The organism is Streptomyces sp. NPDC020681 (genome assembly GCF_044334895.1).
In the GTDB taxonomy this organism is placed as follows: domain Bacteria; phylum Actinomycetota; class Actinomycetes; order Streptomycetales; family Streptomycetaceae; genus Streptomyces.
Map to the genome: position 1 here is coordinate 449,272 of NZ_JBIRTX010000001.1, position 18,666 is coordinate 467,937.

The following is an 18,666-nucleotide window of genomic DNA, read 5'->3' on the forward strand; positions in this document are numbered from 1 at the left end:
GGAAGAGGTGTCCTCGTTCTGTGGTGCGGCGCGGGTGGGTTGGGGCAGCCCGGGGCAGGACCCGGAAGGGGTCAGCCCTTGACCGCGCCCTCGCCGACGCCGCGGAAGAAGAAGCGCTGCAGACAGGCGAAGAGGATGATCAGCGGGAGTACGGCGATGATCGTTCCGGCCGCGACCAGTCGTTCGTCGTTGGCGAAGGTGCCGTGCAGATAGTTCAGGCCGATGGTGAGCGTGAAGTTCTGCGGATCGCTGAGGACGATGAGCGGCCAGAGGAAGTCGTCCCAGGCGCCCATGAACGAGAAGATCGCGACGACCGCGAGCGTGCCCTTCACCGACGGCAGCGCGATGCGCAGGAACCGCTGCCAGGCATTGGCCCCGTCGACGAACGCCGCCTCCTCCACCTCGTGCGGCAGGTTCAGGAAGGCGTTGCGCATGAGCAGGACGTTCATCGCGCCGATGCAGCCGGGCAGCAGCACAGCTATCAGCGTGTTGTTCAGACCGAGCTCCCGCATGGTCGTGAACTGGGCGATGATGATGCCCTCGACGGGGACGAGCATCGCGAGGACGAAGGCGAGCGTGGCGGCCCGGCGTCCTCGGTAGCGCATCCGGGCGAGCGCGTATCCGGCCAGTGCGGCGCCGACACAGTTGGTGAGCACGTTCGTGCCGGCGACCTTGAGCGAGTTGAGCGCGTAGTCCCACACCGGGATCGTGTGGGCGACCCGGGTGTAGTTCCCGAAGGTCGGATCGCTCGGCAGGAACGTCGGCGGGGAGCTGTAGATGTCCTCGTGCGGGCCCTTGAGCGAGGTGGACAGCTGCCACACGAAGGGCCCGACGGTCAGCGCCAGTACGGCGAGCAGCAGCAGATACCGCAGGGCCAGCTGCCTGCGCGGGATCCGCCTGCCGTCGGCGTCCGTGACGTTCATGAAGCTCATGCGTCCTCCCTGCGGTCCGCGCGGAGCACCAGCAGCATCAGGGCGATGGTGACGACGAAGACGACGACCGAGATGGCCGAGGCGTAGCCGACGCGCCCGGACAGGCCGGTGCCGACGCGCTGGACGAGCATCACGAGCGTGGTGTCCTCACCCGCCGGCCCGCCGCTGGGTCCGGCCATCAGATAGACCTCGGAGAACACCTTGAAGGCGGCGACCGAGGAGAGGGCCCCGACGAGGACCATCGTGGAGCGGACGGCGGGGACGGTGACGGTGACGAACCGGCGTACCGGGCCGGCTCCATCGACGGCGGCGGCCTCGTGCAGCTCGCGCGGCACGTTCGCGAGCGCGGCCAGATAAATGATCATGTAGTAGCCGAGGCCCTTCCAGACCGTGACCGCCATCGCGCTGAACAGCAGCAGCCACTGGTCGCTGAGAAAGCCGACCTTGCCGACGCCCACCGCCTCCAGTACCGCGTTGATCAGTCCCCGGTCGTCGAGCATCCACACCCAGATCAGGCCGACGACCACGATGGACGCGACGACCGGGGTGTAGAAGGCCGAGCGGAAGAAGGTGATGCCGGGGATGTGGCGCTGCACGAGCATCGCCAGCAGCAGGGGCAGGATCACCAGGGCGGGCACCACCACGAGGACGTACAACGTGCTGTTGCGCAGGCCGATCCAGAACATGTCGTCGTGGATCAGCTCCTCGAAGTTGGCGAAGCCTACGTACTCTCCGGGGATCAGGGTCCGCCGGTCGGTGAAGGCGTTGACCAGCGTGCTGAGGAACGGATACAGGCTGAACGCGCCGACGATCAGCAGGCCGGGCGCGGCGAACAGCCAGGGGCTGAGCGGCAGTTGACGCCTGATCCCGCGGGTGGGCGGGCGGCCGCCGGAGCCGGGGCTCCGGACGGCCTGTCCCGCCGTGGCGACTTTGGAGGTGATCGCTTCGGAGGCGGTGGGGGTCTTCATCGCGGGCTCGGCTCAGCTCTGCTGGAGCAGCCGGTCGGAGGCCTTGACAGCGTTGTCAAGCGCTTCCTTGGGGCTCTCCTTGCCCTGGAGCGCCCGTGCCACCGCGTTGCGCAGCTCGGTCTTCATCTGGTCGCTGAACAGCACGGGCGTGTAATTCACCGCGGTCTTCAGGGACTTGGCGGCGGCGATCCGCACCCGGGTCTCGTCGGTACCGTCCTCCTTGGTGAAGTACGGGTCGTCGAGCGAGCCGGCGGTGCTCGGGAAGATGGCGACCTGCTTCGCGAACTCCATCTGCCGCGTCGCGTCGGTCACGAAGTGCGCGAAGGCGACGGCGGCCGGCTTCTGCTTGCTCCGCGAGTTCACCATCACGCCCATCACATACATGTTGACGTGGCCGGTGCTGCTGATCTGGTCGGTGATGCCGATGTTCTTGTAGAGGCTCGGCGCGTCCTTCTTGAACTTGCCGAGGTCCAGGGCGCTGCCCGGGTTCATCGCGACGGCCTCGGTGAGGAACTTCTTGCCGGAGGACTCGGGGGTGGCGATCAGCGCCTGCGGGTCGAGCGCCTTGGCGTCGTACAACTCCTTGTACCTGGTGAGGAGTTCGACGCCCTTGGCGTCGTTGAAGGCGAAGCCGGTGCCTTCCTTGTTCATCAGCGGGACGTCGTAGCGGCCGAAGTCCTCGATGGTGGGGATGTTCGCGAGAGTGGCGATCTTGCCCTTGCTCTTCTCGGCCATCGTCAGACCGGCCTGGAAGACATCGTCGTACGTCTTCGGTGGCTGGGCGGGATCGAGTCCGGCCTCCTGGAAGAGGCGCTTGTTGTAGAAGAGCGGTCCGGTGTTGAGGTACCAGGGGAAGGCGTAGTTGCCTTCCATCCCCGGTATCCGGTGGCTCTGCCAGGCACCTTCCAGGTACTCCTTGCGGTACTTGGCGGCCGCCTTGTCGAGGTCCAGTGCGAGTCCTGCCTTGGCCAGTGGCGCGACCAGGTCCGGCGAGACATTGACGACGTCGGGCAGGGTGCCGCCGGCCGCGTCGGCGCTGATCTTGTCGGCGTAGCCCTCGGCGGGCCGGTCGACCCACTTCACGTCGGTGCCCGGGTACTGCTTCTCGAAGTCGGCGATCAGACCGTTGAAGTAGTCCTTGAAGTTGGCCTGCAGATTCCAGGTCTGGAAGGTGATGTTGCCTTCGACCTTGCCGGAGGCATCGGTCGAGGCGGCGTCGGTGTCGCCGCCGCAGGCGCTGAGCGGCAGGACGATGGCGATGACGGCGGCAGTAGCGAGTGCCCTGCGGGAGATGCGCACGGTGAACGGCTCCTTTGCTCGGATCAGACGCGCGAACGGACGCCGGAGCTGCGGGCCGCCGGCTGTTTACGTCCCGCAGACCCTGCAAGTGGACTGTGGGTAAAGTCAATACGCTCGCCTCAACTAATGCGCTTGAGTCAGCATTAGTCCAGTTCAGAAGAGTGCAGTCGGACACTTGCGGCAATCAACTAATGCGCTTTAGGGTACGAGGGCTCAAGCGCATTAGTACGCTGGGCGAGACACAGGGTGAAAGGGGCACATGTGGCCGCGGAAACGCCGTCCGGGCGACCCCGGGCGCGCCGTCCGACGATGAAGGACATCGCCCGGCGCGCCGGAGTCTCGGAGAGCGCCGTGTCCTTCGCGCTCAACGACCGGCCGGGCGTCTCCGACATCACCCGCGACCGGGTCCGCCGCGTCGCCGAGCAGCTGGGCTGGCGGCCGAACACGGCCGCCCGCGCGCTGTCCGGCGAGGGCGCCGCAACGGTCGGCCTGGTGGTGGCGCGGCCCGCCACGACGCTCGGCGTGGACTCGTTCTTTCTGCAGCTGATCTCCGGCATCCAGGAGGTCCTGGCGACGCGTCAACTGGGCCTGCTGTTCCAGATGGTGGAGGACGTGGAGGCCGAGTGCGCGGTCTACCGGCGCTGGTGGGCCGAGCACCGGGTCGACGGAATCCTGGTGGTGGACCCGCGCACCGACGACCCGCGTCCGGCGCTGCTGGACGAACTGGGCCTGCCGGGCGTCGTCATCGGCGGACTGCCCGACCAGCATCCGCATCTCTCGCAGGTGCGCGCCGACGACACCGGCGCGATGGCCGCCGTCGTCGGCCGGCTGTACGAGCTCGGCCACCGGCGGATCGTGCACATCGCGGGCCTTTCCTCACTCGCCCACACCGACCGGCGCATCCGCTCTCTGCACGCCGAGGCCGAGCGGCGCGCCCTGGCCGAGGTGCGCTCGGTCACCACGGACTACTCCGACACGGAGGGCGCGGCGGTGACCCGCCGGGTGCTTGCCTCGGACACGCCTCCGACCGCGCTCATCTACGACAACGACGTGATGGCCGCGGCCGGCGCGACCGTGACGTCGGGCCTCGGTCTCACCGTCCCCGGCGATGTGTCGATCGTCTCCTGGGAGGACTCGGTGCTGTGCCGGATGGTCCATCCCTGGCTGACGGCGCTCTCCCGCGACACGATCGCCTTCGGCCGGCTCGCGGCCCAGGAACTGACGGCTCTCCTCGACGGCGGCCCGGCCCGCGCGGTCCAGGTCCCGCTCCCCCGCCTGATCGAACGCGAGAGCACGGCGCGCGCGGCCTCCTGAGACGTACGGGAGCGCGGCGATGTCCGGCCTACGTCGAGCGTGCGGCCAGCAGCAGGGCGATGTCGTCCGGCCGGTCGATCGCGTGGCTTGCCTCGCGGATCAGCCGGTCCGCCGTGTCGGCGAGGGACAGCAGGTCGCACTCGGCCAGGGTGCTGCGCAGCCGCTCGATGCCGAGGTCGATGTCGCTGCCCGGCGTCTCCACCAGGCCGTCGGTGAACAGTGCGAGAACCGCGCCCGGTTCGAGGCTCAGGTCGGTGACGGGGTACGTGGCCGCCGGGTCCACGCCGAGGACCACACCGCCGTCGAGGTCCAGGACCTCGCACTCGCCGTCCGGGTGGCGCAGCAGGGGCTGCGGGTGACCGGCGCGGACCGCGTGGGCGAGGCCGGTCGCCGGATCGAAGGCGATGTAGCAGCAGCTGGCGAACTGGCCGGGGTCGAGGTCGATGAGCAGCCTGTTGGTGCCGCTCATCACCTCCTCCGGATCGTGGCCGCTGAGCGCGAAGGCCCGTACCGCACTGCGCAGTTGGCCCATGGTCGCGGCGGCGGCGACACCGTGTCCCTGAACGTCTCCGATGACGAGCGCCAGCCCGCGGCCGGTCTCCACGACGTCGTACCAGTCGCCTCCGACGTCCATGCCCTGCGTGCCCGGCAGGTAGCGGCCGACGGTGCCGACCTTGTCGCGTACGGGCAGCCGGTGCGGCAGCAGGGCGTCCTGCAGCCCGCGGGCGAGCGCGGCTTCGGTGTCGTAGCGCTGGGCCCGCTCCAGTGCCTGTGCGATCAGCCCGGCGAGCGCGGTGAGGACCGTGCGCTCTTCGGGGCTGAAGCCGCGCGGCTGGTCGAAGCCGAGGATGCAGGAGCCCACCGGCCGGCCCGACGCGATCAGCGGCAGAAAGGCCCTGGCGCCGACATGGGCGTCCAGCGGGATGCCGGGATAGGCGGCCGCAAGGTGTTCCATCGACTCGAAGAAGATGGGCCGCCCCGTGGTGAGCGTTTCGACGCCGGGCAGCCGGGCGTCGAGCGCGACGCCGTCGAACCGGTCGAGGAAGCCCTGCGGGAAGCCGGTCTCCCAGGCGAGGTAGAGGTGTCTCTCGTTGAGCAGATAGATCGCCAGCTGACGGCCGCCGAACGCGGGCAGCAGTTCCTCGGTGACCACCGCCGACACCTGGCGGGCCGTGACGGCCTCTGTCAGCGCGATGGCCAGGGCGACCGGGCGGTACAGCGCCGACGCGCGGTCGGCGGGTGAGCCGAGCCCCGCGCCGGGCGTGACGACGGAACTCGGCGTGTAGTCCGGCCGGTCCGCCGCGGCGATGGTCGCGGTCAGGCCGTCGTGACCGGGATACAGGGACACCGAAAGCCACTCTTTGTCGGCGCGGCGAGCCATGAAGTGGACGGGCGAGTGGGACAGCAGAGCAGCCCGGTAGTGGTCTTCGTAGGCCGGGTTGCCGAGCCACGGCACCGCCTCCCACAGGACGCGTCCGGCCAGCTCGGACCGCCCCTGGCCGAGCAGGGTCTCGGAGCTCTGGTTGAGGTAGGTGATCCGCCCGAGCCGGTCGAGCGAGAAGATCCCGCGCGGCAGCCGGTCGGTGGCCTCGGCGACGATCGGCCCGGTGCCGAGGTCGACCACGAAGCCGGTGATGCGGGGCTCGCCTCCGCCGGGTCCGGGCGTGGGCACACGGCGGCCGGACATTTCAAGCAGATGCGGACGGCCGTCCGGCCCGCGCAGTCGCATCCTGCGGGCCACCGGCCGGCCGGACTGGGCCGCCTGGCGTGCCACGGTCCACAGCCCGAAGACGTCCTCCGGCGACAGCCGCTCGACCAGCGATTCCATGGTGCCGCGGAAGCCCTTCGGATCGGCACCGAGGATCGTGCAGAGCTCGTCGTCGGCGGTCACCGCGCCGGAGTCGAAGTCCCACTCGAAATGGCCGATGCGCACCGGAGGCGTGGTGGGCGACGGCAGTTGCACGGACGCCGGTTCGCCGTCCCACCGGATGGGTGAACCGTGGCTGCTCAGTTCCGCGAGCGCGGCGCCGAGCCGCCGGGCGATGTTGTGCATCCGGTGGCGGTCGGCGTTCGAGACCGGGCGTCCGGGCGTGGCCAGCCGCAGCACCATCAGCACGCCGAACTTCTCGCGGCCACTGACCACCGGCACGTACAGCGAACCGAACGGGAACGGCAGGCCCGCCATGAGCTGGGGGTAGAGGCGCATGGCCTCCTCGGCGTCGGCGAGGAGGACGGCCTGACCCGAGCGGTGGGCCTCGGCGACCGGGAAAGGCCGGTTCACATGCATGCGCCACCAGGGCCGCATCAGCTGCACCGGCAGCCCGGCGAGCACGGCCAGCCGCAGCAGCCCGGGGGTCTCGGAGCGCAGATATACCCCACCGCCGTACCCGCCGACCGCTTCGATCGCGCTCACCGAGGCCTGCGCGAGCACCAACGACAGTTCGTCCGGCGTCCGGCCGTTGCTCATCGGTGTCCCGGCCGTCGCCCCGCCCCTCTTCGGCGGAGAGTGCCCGGCCGCGCCGTACCAGGTCACACAGTCAGCATGCTCCCCGGCTGCCGTACCGCGCATCTCCTTGGCATCAGGAGTTTCTTTTACGCCGTCTCCGTGACACGGAGCGAGCGCCTCATCGACATGGACCACTCAGATTCCTAGCGTCCAGCCAGTTAGTTATGTTTCCTAACTTCCTTGAGTCACTGAATCGCGGGAGATCACCGTGGCCCACCGCCCCGCGCTGCCCCGGCGGCTGACCGCCGCGGCCGGCGCCCTCGGCCTGCTCCTCGCTCTGCACACAAGCTCGACATCGGCCACACCGGTCCCCGCCGCCGAGGTGCCCCGCGGTCCGGCGGTGACGCAGATCGCGGCCGCACCGGGCAGCAGCACACCGCTGTCGGGCTATGCCATTCAGTCGACGGCCAAGGTCACCGACTCACCCGCCGTAGTCTCCAAGCCCGGCTATCCGGCCAGTGGCTGGGTGCCGGCCGGGCCGCGCTCCACCGTCCTCGCGGCGCTGCTGGCGGCCGGGACGTACGCGGATCCGTTCTACTCGACCAACCTGAAGAAGATCCCGGCCGCCGACTTCGACGTCCCGTGGTGGTACCGCTCGGACTTCACGGTCGCGGACACCTCGCAGCGTACGTATCTCGACTTCAGCGGTGTGATCTCCGCCGCCGACGTCCATGTCAACGGGAGCCTGGTCGCGGTCAAGGATGCTGTGGTCGGCGCGTACACGCACCACGAGCTGGACATCACCGAACTGGTGCGGGCCGGCGGCAACACCGTCGCGTTCCGCGTCCAGCCCAACAACCCGCTGAAGAACCTCACCATGGGCTGGATCGACTGGGTCCAGCCGCCGCCGGACGAGAACATGGGCATCGTGCGCGATGTGCTGGTGCGCCGGGGCGGCCCGGTGGCGCTGCGCGACACCCATGTCATCACCGACCTCGACGTGCCGTCGCTCTCCGCCGCCGAGCTGACCGTCAAGGCGCAGGCCCGCAACGAAACGGCGGCCCCCGTCACCACGACCGTCTCCGGCACTCTCGGCGCAGGCGCGGCCTTCAGCCAGGTCGTCACGCTCGCCGCCCACCAGACGAAGACGGTCACCTTCTCCCCCGCCGACCATCCCCAACTGCGGCTCCAGGCACCGCGCGTGTGGTGGCCCGCCGCGATGGGACAGCAGCCGCTGTACGACCTCGAAGTCACCGCCACGGTCGTCCGGACCGTCTCCGACACCGCGCGCACGACGTTCGGCATCCGTGACGTCCAGGCGCCGCGCAACGCCGACGGCGCCCGCCAGTACCGGATCAACGGCCGCCCGCTGCTCATCAGGGCCGGCGGCTGGTCCCCCGACCAGTTCCTGCGCTGGGACCGCACATATGCCGAGGACCGCATCAAGTACGCGCTCGATCTCGGCCTCAACACCCTTCGGCTGGAAGGCCATATCGAGCCGGACGAGTTCTTCGACCTCGCCGACCGGTACGGCGTGCTCGCCCTGCCCGGCTGGGAGTGCTGCGACAAGTGGGAGGGCAACAACAACGGCAGTGAGGCCGGCGAGAAGTGGACCGCCGCGGACTATCCCGTCGCCAAGGCTTCGATGGCCGCCGAGGCGGCACGGCTGCGTGACCACCCCAGCGTGATCTCCTTCATGATCGGCAGCGATTTCGCGCCCGACGCGACGATCGAGAAGAACTACCTCGACGCGCTGGAGGCGGCCGACTGGCCGACGCCGGTGATCCCCGCGGCCTCCGACAAGTCCTCGCCGATCCTCGGCAGTTCGGGCATGAAGATGACCGGCCCGTACGACTGGGTCCCGCCGAACTACTGGTACGCCAAGCGCGAGGGCGGAGCCACCGGCTTCAACGCCGAGACCAGCGCGGGCCCCGGCATCCCCACGCTCGACACGCTGCGCCGGATGATGTCCCCGGCCGAGCTGGAGACGCTGTGGAAGGACCCGTCGGCCAAGCAGTACCACCGCTCTCCGTCGTCCACCTTCAGCAACCTCAAGATCTACGGCGAGGCCCTGGCGGGACGGTACGGCACGCCGAAGAACCTCGACGACTATGTGCGCAAGGCGCAGCTCGCGCAGTACGAGAACGTGCGCGCGCAGTACGAGTCGTACGGGCGCAATGGCAGCGATTCCAGCAGGCCCGCCACCGGCGTCGTGTACTGGATGTTCAACAGCGGCTGGACCTCGCTGCAGTGGCAGCTGCTCGACCGCCATCTCGACCAGGGCGGCGCGTACTTCGGTGCGAAGAAGGCCAATGAGCCGCTGCACATCCAGTACTCGTACGACAACCGGTCGGTGGCGGTCGTCAACAACCGGCACGCGGCGGCCTCGGGCCTGACCGCGCGCGTGACGCTGTTCAACACGGACGGCACGCAGAGGTACGACAGCACCGTGGCCGGTCTGGCGGTGGCCGGCGACGGCGCGAAGACGACGGCTCTGACGCTGCCGTCGTCCGTCAGCGGTCTGTCCACCACCTATCTCGCCAAGCTGCTGCTCACGGACAGCAAGGGCAAGGAGGTGAGCCGCAATGTCTACTGGCTGTCCACCGAGCCCGACGTCCTGGACTGGGACAACACCGACTGGTACCACACACCGACCACCGCTTACGCCGACCTCAAGGGCCTGAGCTCCATGGCCGGGACGACCGTCTCCGCGACCGCTGCCACGACGGCCGCCGGCGGAACATCCACGACCACGGTCGCCGTGCGGAACACCGGAACGGGCAGGACCCCGGCGCTGCTCACCGACCTCCACCTGGTGGACGAGCGGGGCGCGCCGGTGCTGCCGGTCCAGTGGTCCGACAACCAGGTCAGCCTCTGGCCGGGCGAGTCGGCGACGCTGACCGCCGTCTACCGCACCGCGGATCTGCACGGTTCGGCACCGCGGCTGCGCTTCTCCGGCTGGAACATCCCGACGACGACGGTCCCGGCCGGCTGATCGCGGCCTGCCGGCCCTGGACCGGAGACCGGGGCTCAGAAGCCGAGGTCGGAGAGACCGGGGTGGTCGTCGGGGCGGCGGCCGAGCGGCCAGTGGTAGGCGCGGTCGGACTCCTTGATGGGCGCGTCGTTGATGCAGGCGTGGCGCGTGCGCATCAGGCCGTTGTCGTCGAACTCCCAGTTCTCGTTGCCGTACGAGCGGTACCAGGTGCCGGCGTCGTCGTGCCACTCGTAGGCGAAGCGGACCGCGATGCGGTGGTCGTCGTACGCCCACAGCTCCTTGATCAGGCGGTAGTCGAGCTCCCTCGACCACTTGCGGGCCAGAAAGGCGACGATCTCCTCGCGTCCGGTCACCCACTCCGCGCGGTTCCGCCAGCGCGAGTCCTCGGTGTAGGCGAGGGCCACCTTCTCCGGCGTGCGGCTGTTCCAGCCGTCCTCGGCGAGACGGACCTTCTCGATGGCGGACTCCCGTGTGAAGGGCGGGACGGGCGGCTTCGCGGACATGGCTTCTCCCGGTGCTTGGGTGCGGCCGGCCACGGTCGGCCGGGCGAGAACGTGCGTTCTCCGCTCCGCGTTGTACGTTAGGAGAACGATGATTCTCGCGCAAGTGGAGCACCCCGATGGACCGTGACGAAGCACGTACGAGACTGCTCGACGCCGCCGAGGAGCTCTACTACGAGCGCGGCGTGCAGGCCGTCGGCATGGACGAGATCCGGGCCGCGTCAGGCGTCTCTCTCAAGCGCCTCTACCAGGTCTTTCCGTCCAAGGCCGATCTGGTGCGGGCCTATCTGGAGCGGCGCGATGTCCGCTGGCGCTCGGAGCTCGTCGACTACGCGGACCGCCGGCCCGCGGGCCCGGACCGCATCCTCGCCGTCTACGACTGGCTGGCCCTGTGGTTCGCCGAACCCGGCTTCCACGGCTGTGCGTTCATCAACTCCTTCGGCGAGCTCGGAGCGGTCGATCCGGCCGTCGCCGCGGCCGCACGCCACCACAAGGCGGCCTTCCGCGAGTACGTCGCGAGCCTGGTGCAGGCAGCCGGACTTCCCGAGACGCTGTCGGATCCGCTCGTACTCCTCGCCGAAGGCGCGATGACCACCGCGGCCATCACCGGCTCGGCGGAGCCGGCGCGCCACGCGCGGCGGGGCGCGGCCCTGATGCTGCGGAGCGCGGAGCCGAGCGGGCACTGACCGCGGCCGAAAGCGGGCTCGCCCGGAGTCCGTTCCGGCCTGCGACCAGGGTGACTGAGCTATCTTGAGCAGGATCCGGACGAGAAGGAGTGACACCGGTGGCCTCAGATCAGCAGGCACGCGCACAGGCGTCTGCGATCACGCCGGGGCGACCGTCGGTCGAGGCCGAGCCGCCGCCCACCGACAGGGTTCTCGCCCTCTTCGGCGGCCACCGGCTGTCGCCCGCGCAGCGGCGCATCGCCCAGTATCTGGTCGATCACCTCACCGAGGCCGCGTTCCTGTCGATCACGGAACTCGCCGAACGCGTCGGCGTCAGCCAGCCCTCGGTGACCCGGTTCGCCTCCTCGCTGGGGTTCAGCGGCTATCCGGCGCTGCGTGAGGCGCTGCAGCCCATCGCGCTGAGCGCGGTCGCCGGTTCGCCGGACACCCGCGAGGAGATCCGGCGCAATGAGCTGCAGGCCGCCGTCGACGCGGAGATCGAGAACCTGGAGAATCTGCGCCGCCTGCTCGCCGACACCCATCAGGTGCTGGACGTGGGCCGCGAGCTGGCCCGTTCGGTCCCGCTGACCATTCTCGGCCTGCGGATCTCGGTGTCGCTCGCGGAGTACTTCGCCTACGCCGCCCGGCGCATCCATCCCGACGTGCGCACCGTGACCCGCGGCGGCAGCGTCGCCTACGACGGGCTGCTCCAGTCGCGGGAGGCGGGCGGGACCTGGGTGCTGGCCTTCGCGATGCCGAGGCACGCCAAGGAGACGCTCGCGGCGATGCGGGCGGCCCGCAGCACCGGCCTGCGCGTCGCGCTGATCACCGACCTGGCGCTCGGGCCGCTGGTGGAGGAGGCCGATGTGGCGCTGACCGCGGGCACCGGATCACGCCTGGTCTTCGACTCTTACGCGGCGCCCGGCGTACTGTCCGCGGCGCTGCTGCAGGCCATGGCCGACGCCGATCCGCAGCGTACGCAGGTCCGGCTCGAGGGCTATGAACAGGCCGCCGAGCAGCACACCTTCTTCCTCGAGGACTGATCCCGCCCTCACCGGGAACGCACCCCACCACTGACCCGGCAGCCCCGTCCGGCACAGGGGTTTTCACGTCGAGCAGAGCATGAAATTTTTCATACCCTTGATTACCAGACGGTATATATATTTACTGCCTTGGACGGCCCTGCGATCCGAAGGATCCAGAGCCTGCTTCCCGCCCTTCACCAAGGAAAGTCGGCCGCACGCACCATGCACACCAAGCCTCGGCCCCCATCGGCCGACTGCGGCGAGCCGTCGCGGGCCAGATAGACCGGACACCGCTGGACGGCGCACTCCTCCTCGCGCCACTCCACGCGGTGTTCCATCCGGGCATTCCGCCCCCTGCGGAGTGTCCCCTAGGCGGCCCCGGTCAACCCCTGGGCCGGGGCCGCCAGAAATCCCAGGCCAGCGATCCTGCGCCGATCCGCACAATCGGAAGCGACGACGATGTCCCAGACCTACACACCGATCGGCTCTGACTGGCCGTACCAGGTCAACGCGCCCGGCACTCCCGACTGGGAGCGCACGGCGGCCCGGTGGCTCCGAGACCTCCTGCCGGCCCGCTACGCCGGCTACTCGACCCTGACGCGCCACAACATCCTGCTGGCCCGGCACGCGCAGCTCCAGCTGCAGCACGAGATACGGGCCGTGCGCACCGCACTCCAGACCTGCCGGGCCGAACTGCCCACGCTGGGCGTCTCCGACCAGGTCATCGAGTCGGCCATCAGGCTCTACGCCGTCGAGCTTGAGCAGCTGAACCGGCTCGCTCGCGGCGTCCGGCTGATCACCGAGGCGCTCCTCGCCGGAAGCCAGCCGCAGCGCAGGCGGGTCCAGGTCACCTAGGGCCTGTCGGCTCAGTCCTGCTTCAGGGCGGCCGTGAGCGTGGCGAGCGACTCGGCGACCTTGGCCTCGGTGGTCGCCTTGTCGATGCCCGCGGCGGCGAGGACGCCCGTACCGGCCTCGTACTCCAGCAGCGCGAACAGGATGTGTTCCGTGCCGATGTAGTTGTGGCCCAGGCGCAGAGCCTCGCGGTAGGTGAGTTCGAGCGTCTTGCGCGCCCCCGCGTCGTACGGAATGAGGTCCGGCACCTCGTCCGACGCCGCCGGGAGCGCGGCGGTCGCCTCCTGCCGGACGGTGTCGAGCAGGACGCCCTGCGCGACGATCGCGCCCGCGGCGAGCCCCTCCGGTTCGGCCAGCAGACCGAGCACCAGATGCTCGGGGCGGACCTTGTCGTTGCCCGCGGCACGGGCCTCGTTCATGGCCACCATCACCGCGTTCCTGGCGCGCGGGGTGAAGCGGCCGAAACCCTGACTGGGGTCGAGGTCCGGCGTCTCGCCGGAATCCTTGGACACAAAGCGCTTCTGGGCCGCCTGCCGGGTCACGCCCATGCTCTTGCCGATGTCCGTCCAGGAGGCGCCGGAGCGCCGTGCCTGGTCCACGAAGTGGCCGATCAAATGGTCGGCCACGTCACCGAGATGGTCGGCGGCGATGACCGCGTCGGAGAGCTGGTCGAGTGCGTCGCTGTGGACCTTCTTGATGGCCTCGATCAGATCGTCGAGACGTACGGGGTTCGTCGTGCGAACTGGATTCTCCATGTGTCAACCGTAGGTTGACACCCCGCCACTGTCAACCCGTTGTTGACAATGACGGGGCGCGGAACGCTTCGCAGAACGCGGGACGGTCAGCCGAACGCCACCGAGCTGATCTTGTTGTCGAAGTTCACCGAGTTCAGGTCGGCGACATTGCCGTTGATGACGACCGAGTCGCCCTTGCAGTCGGGCTCCGACCAGATTTCCATCGAGCCGCTCACCGAGACCGAGGAGGCCACGCCCCGGCGCGCGACGTTCTGGCAGCCCTCGCCCGCGACTCCCTGAGCAGGGCCGCTGTCCGAGAAGTTCGGCTCATCAAAGAGGATCGCGCTGGTCGCGCGTGCGCCGCCCTGGTCACCGGCAGAGCCGTTTCCGGCCTCCTGACCGCCGTCCTGGCCGCCGTCCTGGCCGCCGTCCTGGCCGCCCTCGGCCGGCTGGCCGGCCTTCTGGCCGTCCGGGGTCACGCCGAACCAAGTGCCGCCCACGCCCTGGCCGTTGGTGTCGCCGGGCCGGGTGTCCTTGTTGAAGCGGTAGACCGGCCAGCCGCCGATCGTGATCTGGTGCGTGCCGTCGTCACGGGTGATGACGCCGACGGCCGACGACTCCACGCCGTCGACGAAGATCCGGCCGCCCGGATCGACGATCACCGGCGGCCAAGTGACGGCGCACTCGCCGGAGCAGGTGGTCGTGGACGGGTTGGCCGTGTCGTTGTCGAACCGGTACAGCGTGAAGCCCTGGCCATTCACGACCACCGGTTTCAGATTGCCCGCCTGGGAGGCCGAGAGCTGGGTCCACTGGCGCTGGACCGGCTGCGTGGCCGGCTTCCCCGGCTGGAGCGCCGCGTCGCCGCTGTTGCCCGGCGCATTGTTCTGCCGCGCCGTGCCGGACTTCAGGGTCAGGTCCATCGCGCCGGAGCCCGCCGCGCCGGCCGGAGCGGCCCCCGCGGCCCCTGAGGTGGACGAGGATCCGGCCGCGTCGTCGGTGCCTCCGCAGGCGGACAGCAGCAGGACCGCCACCGCCGTCACAGAAGCAAAGAGTGCGCCGTTCTTGTTGAGCATCGGGTGAGTCTCCTCGGGTCGGTCGCCGTTCGTCTCGCGGCGGTCGGCCCTAGACACGGGCAGGGGCGCGGTTGCGTTCTCCGATCGGGCGGCCGGATCAATCCCAGGTCAGGGGGCTGAACGGACGGGGCCGTGTATCGGATCGGCCACGGCCCGGCGTTGCGCGGTTGACGCGGACGGCGTCTCAGGAATTGGTTGAGCAATGCGGCCCCCGCGCCCGTATCCGTTTGCGTGGAAAGGCCGGATTGAGGGGAGGGCCGATGGACGAGCTTCTGAGGTTCACTGTGCTGGGACCCGTCCGTGCCCGGAGGGGCTCGGTCGAGGTGCCGCTCGGCGCACCGCAGCAGCGCGTGGTGCTGGCGGTGCTGCTGGTGCGGCAGGGGTCGCTGGTGCCGGTCGAGGAGCTGGTCGACGCGGTGTGGGGCGAGGATGTTCCGGCGTCCGCGACCAGCTCCGTGCGTACGTATGTCCACCGGCTGCGGCGGGTGCTCGAGGAGGGCGTGGAGTCCGGCTCCGTGATCAGCTCGGTGGGCCGGGGCTATCTCATGAACGCCGGAGCGGACGAGCTGGATCTCGCGGCCTTCCGGCAGCTGGTGGCCGACGCCGACCAGGCCCGCCGGGACCGCGATCCGGAGCGGTCCGTCGTGCTCCTGCGCGAGGCCCTCGCGCTCTGGCCGGGCAGCGCGCTCGGCGGCATACCCGGAGCCTGGGCGCAGGCGCAGCGCACGCATCTCGACCGGCTGCGGCTGGCCGCCGTCGAAGCACGGCTCACCTCGGAACTGGACCTCGGCGGCCATCAGGAGGCCGCGCCCGAGCTGACCGCTCTGGTCGCCGAGCACCCCTTGGACGAGCGCTTCCGGGAGATGCTGATGCTGGCCCTCTACCGTTCGGGCCGACAGGCGGCCGCGTTGGAGGTCTACCGGCGCGGACAGTCGCTGCTCGCCGATGAGTTGGGAGTCGATCCCGGCCCGGCGCTGCGGACGCTGCACGAGCGGATCCTGCGCGCCGACGACACCCTGCTCCTCCCGGAGCCGACCACCAGGGCCGCCGAGGAGCCGGTCGCCGTACCGCAGGCCGCACCCACCGCCGTACCGGCCCAACTCCCCCACGATCTGCGCGCGTTCACCGGACGCGAGGGCGAGATGGCCCAGCTGGCGGAGCTGTTGCCGCCGCCCGGTGAGGACGACTCCCGGGCGTACGGCATCGTCAGCGTCGTCGCCGGAACGGCCGGCGTCGGCAAGACCGCGTTCGCCGTGCACTGCGCGCACCGGATCGCGGACCGCTTCCCGGACGGCCAGATCTATCTCAATCTGCGTGGCTTCGACGCGCCCGGCCTGCCCGTCACTCCGACGCTTGCGCTCTGTGCCGCACTGGAGGGCCTCGGCGTGCCGGGCGACAAGCTGCCGCAGGAGGTCGACGCACTGGCGGCGATGTACCGCAGTCTGCTCGCCGGGCGAAGAGTGCTCGTGCTGCTGGACAACGCCCGCGACACCGCGCAGGTCCGTCCGCTGCTGCCGGGAGCGCCGGGCTGCATGACCATCGTCACCAGCCGCAATCAGCTCTCGGGTCTGATCGTCAAGGACGGCGCCCATCATGTGCGGCTCGATGTGCTCTCGCCCGCGGAGGCACGCGAGGCGCTGGCGCGCCGGATCGGCGACGCACGCGTGTCGGCCGAGTCGGACGCGGCAGTCGAAATCGTCGAACGCAGCGCCCGACTACCGCTGGCGCTGGCCCTGGTGGCGGCCCGTGCCGCGACCCGGCCGGGCTTTCCGCTGGCCGCGATAGCCGAGGAGCTACGGGACTCATCGGGCCAGCTGGACGCGTTCGGCGACGACGACGGCACGGTGGACGCGCGCTCCGTCTTCTCCTGGTCGTACCACGCGCTCACCCCCGCTGCCGCCCGCTTGTTCCGGCTGCTCGGCGCGCATCCGGGCCCCGACCTGACCGTGCCGGCCGCCATGAGCCTCGCCGGACTCGACGCGACGCAGGCGCGGCGGCTGCTTTCCGAACTCAGCAGGGCCCATCTCGTCGACGAGCACCGGCCGGGCCGCTACGCGCCGCACGATCTGCTGCGCCTGTACGCGACCGAGCTGCTGGCCGCGCACAACTCCGAGGAGCAGCGGCGCGAAGCGACCCACCGCGCGCTCACGCACTATCTGCACACCGGGTACGCGGCCTCCCGCAACCTCAATCCCATTTGGCCCGTCCTGTCGCTCACTCCGCCCGCTCCCGGCGCCGTGCCCGAGGACATCGCCGACCATGAGCAGGCCCTGACTTGGTACCAGGCTGAGAGCCAGGTACTTCAGGCTGGTATCGAACAGGCCGCCCGCACCGCCGGGTTCGAGAGACATGCCTGGCAACTGGCCTGGGTGTTCCTGGAGTTCCTCCAGCGCCGCGGCCACTGGGACCAGCAGATATCGACTCAGAGCACAGCCCTGGAGGCCGCGAGCCGGGCCGGCGACCGCGAAGGCGCGGCGCACGCGCACCGCAATCTCGCCCGCGCCCAACTCCAGACGCACCAGACCGACGAGGCGCTCGCCCATCTCCAGCAGGCGCTCATCCTCTTCGAGGGGCTCGGAGATCTGGCAGGACAGGGCAGCGTGCACGGCAATATCGCCATGGCGCGCACCGGTCAGGGCGAGGTCCGTAAGGGGCTCCATCACGCCCAGCTGTCCGTCGGCCTGTTCCGGAAAGCGGGCGTACCGGCCCTTTACGCGCGCGCCATGAACAACCTCGGCTGGACCCACGCCTCGCTCGGCGAGTACGAGCAGGCGCTGCATCACTGTCTGGAGGCGCTGGGCGTGGTCCAGCGCCTCGGTGACCGGATGGCCGAGGCCGGCACCTGCTCCAGCATCGGCTATGTCCACCATCAACTGCGGGACTACCACCGGGCTGTCGACTTCTACCGGCGCGCGCTCCGCCTGGACCGCGAGATCTCGGACCGGTACAACGAGGCCGACACGCTCAGCCACCTCGGAGACACGCTGCTCGCTCTCGGCGACCGCGAGGCGGCACGCGAGTCGTGGGGCAGCTCGCTCCCCGCGTTCGACGACCTCGACCCGGACGCCGCGAAGGCGGTCCGGGCCAAGCTCGAAGGCCTCGACAACGGCGCGACGCCGTAAGGCCCTGGCCGGAACGACCTGGGCCCTGTCCGGAGCCTGCCGTCAGCCTGCCGCGCTCACCGGCGCGAACCCCTGCGCGATCAGCACCTGGCGCAGTGAGCGGAGGGCATGGCTGGTGCGGGACTTGACCGTGCCCTCTGCGACATCGAGCTCGGCCGCCGTCTCCTCGACGCTGCGGTCCAGGTAGAAGCGGAACACCAGGACCTCCCGGTGAGGCTCGGTCAGATTTTCCATGGCGCGGGCCATGACCTGGGCGGTGACGGTTTCCTCGACCGCGTCGGCGACGGTCATGTGGTCGAGTGCCGACGAGTCGGACTCGGCCGGCCGGGCCTGCCGTGCCCGGTGGGCGTCGATCGCCAGCCGGCGGACCACCTTGAAGAGCCACGGCCGCACCATCGCGGGCGTGGCACCCAGCGTGGCCGCATGCCGCCAGGCACGGATCAACGCCTCCTGGATGATGTCCTCCGCTCGTTGTTCATCGCCCGCCGTGAAGCCTTTTGCGTAGGCGAGCAGAAAATCCCCGTAAGTGTCGTAGACGGAGCGTACGAACGCCTGGGCCGCCTTCTCGGCCTCTTCGGCGCACGGCCGCTTGCGTGGTGTGAGGTGGTGATGGTGAGGGCGCGCGGCCGGAGTCCGGACCGCGCGGTTCTCACAGGCGAAATCAGTGGGCGTGGAGCCCGTCCGATGCGTGCTCAAGTTGGTTCTCCCCGTTGCGCGCCATGCATCAAATGCCGTTCCTCC

General features: G+C 69.9%; 14 protein-coding genes. 6 read left to right on the top strand and 8 right to left on the bottom strand.

Annotation, left to right across the window (positions count from 1 at the left end; genetic code table 11):
• Window positions 1-71: 71 nt before the first annotated feature.
• The 3 genes from ACH4YL_RS01780 to ACH4YL_RS01790 are packed head-to-tail and all read right to left on the bottom strand — an operon-like array spanning window position 72 to window position 3,199.
• Window positions 72-932, bottom strand: a complete 861-nt coding sequence (locus ACH4YL_RS01780) for a carbohydrate ABC transporter permease (protein ID WP_398503744.1) — start codon at window positions 930-932, stop codon at window positions 72-74.
• Window positions 929-1,900 carry a carbohydrate ABC transporter permease gene (locus tag ACH4YL_RS01785; protein WP_398503746.1) on the bottom strand — a complete coding sequence of 324 codons (972 nt, stop codon included), beginning with the start codon at window positions 1,898-1,900 and terminating at the stop codon, window positions 929-931. Before ACH4YL_RS01785 ends, ACH4YL_RS01780 begins: the two co-directional genes overlap by 4 nt.
• Window positions 1,901-1,912: 12 nt before the next feature.
• Window positions 1,913-3,199: an ABC transporter substrate-binding protein gene (locus ACH4YL_RS01790; protein WP_398503748.1), complete on the bottom strand. Its 1,287-nt coding sequence runs from the start codon at window positions 3,197-3,199 to the stop codon at window positions 1,913-1,915.
• A 309-nt stretch (window positions 3,200-3,508) separates the two neighbouring features.
• Here ACH4YL_RS01790 and ACH4YL_RS01795 point away from each other — a divergent pair, with 309 nt between their 5' ends.
• Window positions 3,509-4,513: a LacI family DNA-binding transcriptional regulator gene (locus ACH4YL_RS01795; protein ID WP_398503750.1), complete on the top strand. Its 1,005-nt coding sequence runs from the start codon at window positions 3,509-3,511 to the stop codon at window positions 4,511-4,513.
• Window positions 4,514-4,541: 28 nt separating this feature from the next.
• Here the strand turns inward: ACH4YL_RS01795 and ACH4YL_RS01800 are convergent, their stop codons facing one another.
• Window positions 4,542-7,082: a SpoIIE family protein phosphatase gene (locus ACH4YL_RS01800; RefSeq protein WP_398503752.1), complete on the bottom strand. Its 2,541-nt coding sequence runs from the start codon at window positions 7,080-7,082 to the stop codon at window positions 4,542-4,544.
• Between the two features lie 145 nt (window positions 7,083-7,227).
• On the opposite strand from ACH4YL_RS01800, the gene ACH4YL_RS01805 reads away from it, so the two are divergent.
• On the top strand, window positions 7,228-9,954 hold the full coding sequence (locus ACH4YL_RS01805) for a glycosyl hydrolase 2 galactose-binding domain-containing protein (RefSeq protein ID WP_398503754.1): 2,727 nt from the start codon (window positions 7,228-7,230) through the stop codon (window positions 9,952-9,954).
• A 35-nt stretch (window positions 9,955-9,989) separates the two neighbouring features.
• On the opposite strand, the gene ACH4YL_RS01810 is transcribed toward ACH4YL_RS01805, so the two are convergent.
• A complete protein-coding gene (locus ACH4YL_RS01810) occupies window positions 9,990-10,457 on the bottom strand; it encodes a DUF1348 family protein (protein WP_398503756.1) in 468 nt (155 codons plus the stop codon).
• A 116-nt stretch (window positions 10,458-10,573) separates the two neighbouring features.
• Between ACH4YL_RS01810 and ACH4YL_RS01815 the strand changes: the two genes are divergently transcribed.
• The 3 genes from ACH4YL_RS01815 to ACH4YL_RS01825 all read left to right on the top strand — a co-directional run bounded on the left by ACH4YL_RS01815 (window position 10,574) and on the right by ACH4YL_RS01825 (window position 12,999).
• A complete protein-coding gene (locus ACH4YL_RS01815) occupies window positions 10,574-11,140 on the top strand; it encodes a TetR/AcrR family transcriptional regulator (protein ID WP_398503758.1) in 567 nt (188 codons plus the stop codon).
• Between the two features lie 98 nt (window positions 11,141-11,238).
• Window positions 11,239-12,162, top strand: a complete 924-nt coding sequence (locus ACH4YL_RS01820; RefSeq protein ID WP_398503760.1) for a MurR/RpiR family transcriptional regulator — start codon at window positions 11,239-11,241, stop codon at window positions 12,160-12,162.
• A 441-nt stretch (window positions 12,163-12,603) separates the two neighbouring features.
• Complete coding sequence (locus ACH4YL_RS01825) at window positions 12,604-12,999, top strand: hypothetical protein (protein WP_398503762.1); 396 nt, start codon at window positions 12,604-12,606, stop codon at window positions 12,997-12,999.
• A gap of 11 nt (window positions 13,000-13,010) precedes the next feature.
• Here ACH4YL_RS01825 and ACH4YL_RS01830 read toward each other — a convergent pair whose 3' ends face one another.
• Both ACH4YL_RS01830 and ACH4YL_RS01835 read right to left on the bottom strand, forming a co-directional pair.
• Window positions 13,011-13,751 (bottom strand): Clp protease N-terminal domain-containing protein, encoded by a 741-nt coding sequence (locus ACH4YL_RS01830; protein WP_398503764.1) that lies wholly within the window; start codon window positions 13,749-13,751, stop codon window positions 13,011-13,013.
• An 86-nt stretch (window positions 13,752-13,837) separates the two neighbouring features.
• Window positions 13,838-14,803, bottom strand: a complete 966-nt coding sequence (locus tag ACH4YL_RS01835) for a hypothetical protein (RefSeq protein ID WP_398503766.1) — start codon at window positions 14,801-14,803, stop codon at window positions 13,838-13,840.
• A 260-nt stretch (window positions 14,804-15,063) separates the two neighbouring features.
• On the opposite strand from ACH4YL_RS01835, the gene ACH4YL_RS01840 reads away from it, so the two are divergent.
• Window positions 15,064-17,925, top strand: a complete 2,862-nt coding sequence (locus ACH4YL_RS01840) for an AfsR/SARP family transcriptional regulator (protein ID WP_398503767.1) — start codon at window positions 15,064-15,066, stop codon at window positions 17,923-17,925.
• Between the two features lie 42 nt (window positions 17,926-17,967).
• Here the strand turns inward: ACH4YL_RS01840 and ACH4YL_RS01845 are convergent, their stop codons facing one another.
• On the bottom strand, window positions 17,968-18,621 hold the full coding sequence (locus tag ACH4YL_RS01845; RefSeq protein ID WP_398503769.1) for a sigma-70 family RNA polymerase sigma factor: 654 nt from the start codon (window positions 18,619-18,621) through the stop codon (window positions 17,968-17,970).
• Window positions 18,622-18,666: the final 45 nt, after the last annotated feature.

Coding starts and splice junctions, on each gene's coding strand:
- ACH4YL_RS01840 (WP_398503767.1), top strand. CDS start 15,064: ATGGACGAGCTTCTGAGGTTCACTGTGCTGGGACCCGTCCGTGCCCGG.
- ACH4YL_RS01815 (WP_398503758.1), top strand. CDS start 10,574: ATGGACCGTGACGAAGCACGTACGAGACTGCTCGACGCCGCCGAGGAG.
- ACH4YL_RS01810 (WP_398503756.1), bottom strand. CDS start 10,457: ATGTCCGCGAAGCCGCCCGTCCCGCCCTTCACACGGGAGTCCGCCATC.
- ACH4YL_RS01795 (WP_398503750.1), top strand. CDS start 3,509: ATGAAGGACATCGCCCGGCGCGCCGGAGTCTCGGAGAGCGCCGTGTCC.
- ACH4YL_RS01835 (WP_398503766.1), bottom strand. CDS start 14,803: ATGCTCAACAAGAACGGCGCACTCTTTGCTTCTGTGACGGCGGTGGCG.
- ACH4YL_RS01780 (WP_398503744.1), bottom strand. CDS start 932: ATGAGCTTCATGAACGTCACGGACGCCGACGGCAGGCGGATCCCGCGC.
- ACH4YL_RS01785 (WP_398503746.1), bottom strand. CDS start 1,900: ATGAAGACCCCCACCGCCTCCGAAGCGATCACCTCCAAAGTCGCCACG.
- ACH4YL_RS01830 (WP_398503764.1), bottom strand. CDS start 13,751: ATGGAGAATCCAGTTCGCACGACGAACCCCGTACGTCTCGACGATCTG.
- ACH4YL_RS01825 (WP_398503762.1), top strand. CDS start 12,604: ATGTCCCAGACCTACACACCGATCGGCTCTGACTGGCCGTACCAGGTC.
- ACH4YL_RS01800 (WP_398503752.1), bottom strand. CDS start 7,082: ATGCGCGGTACGGCAGCCGGGGAGCATGCTGACTGTGTGACCTGGTAC.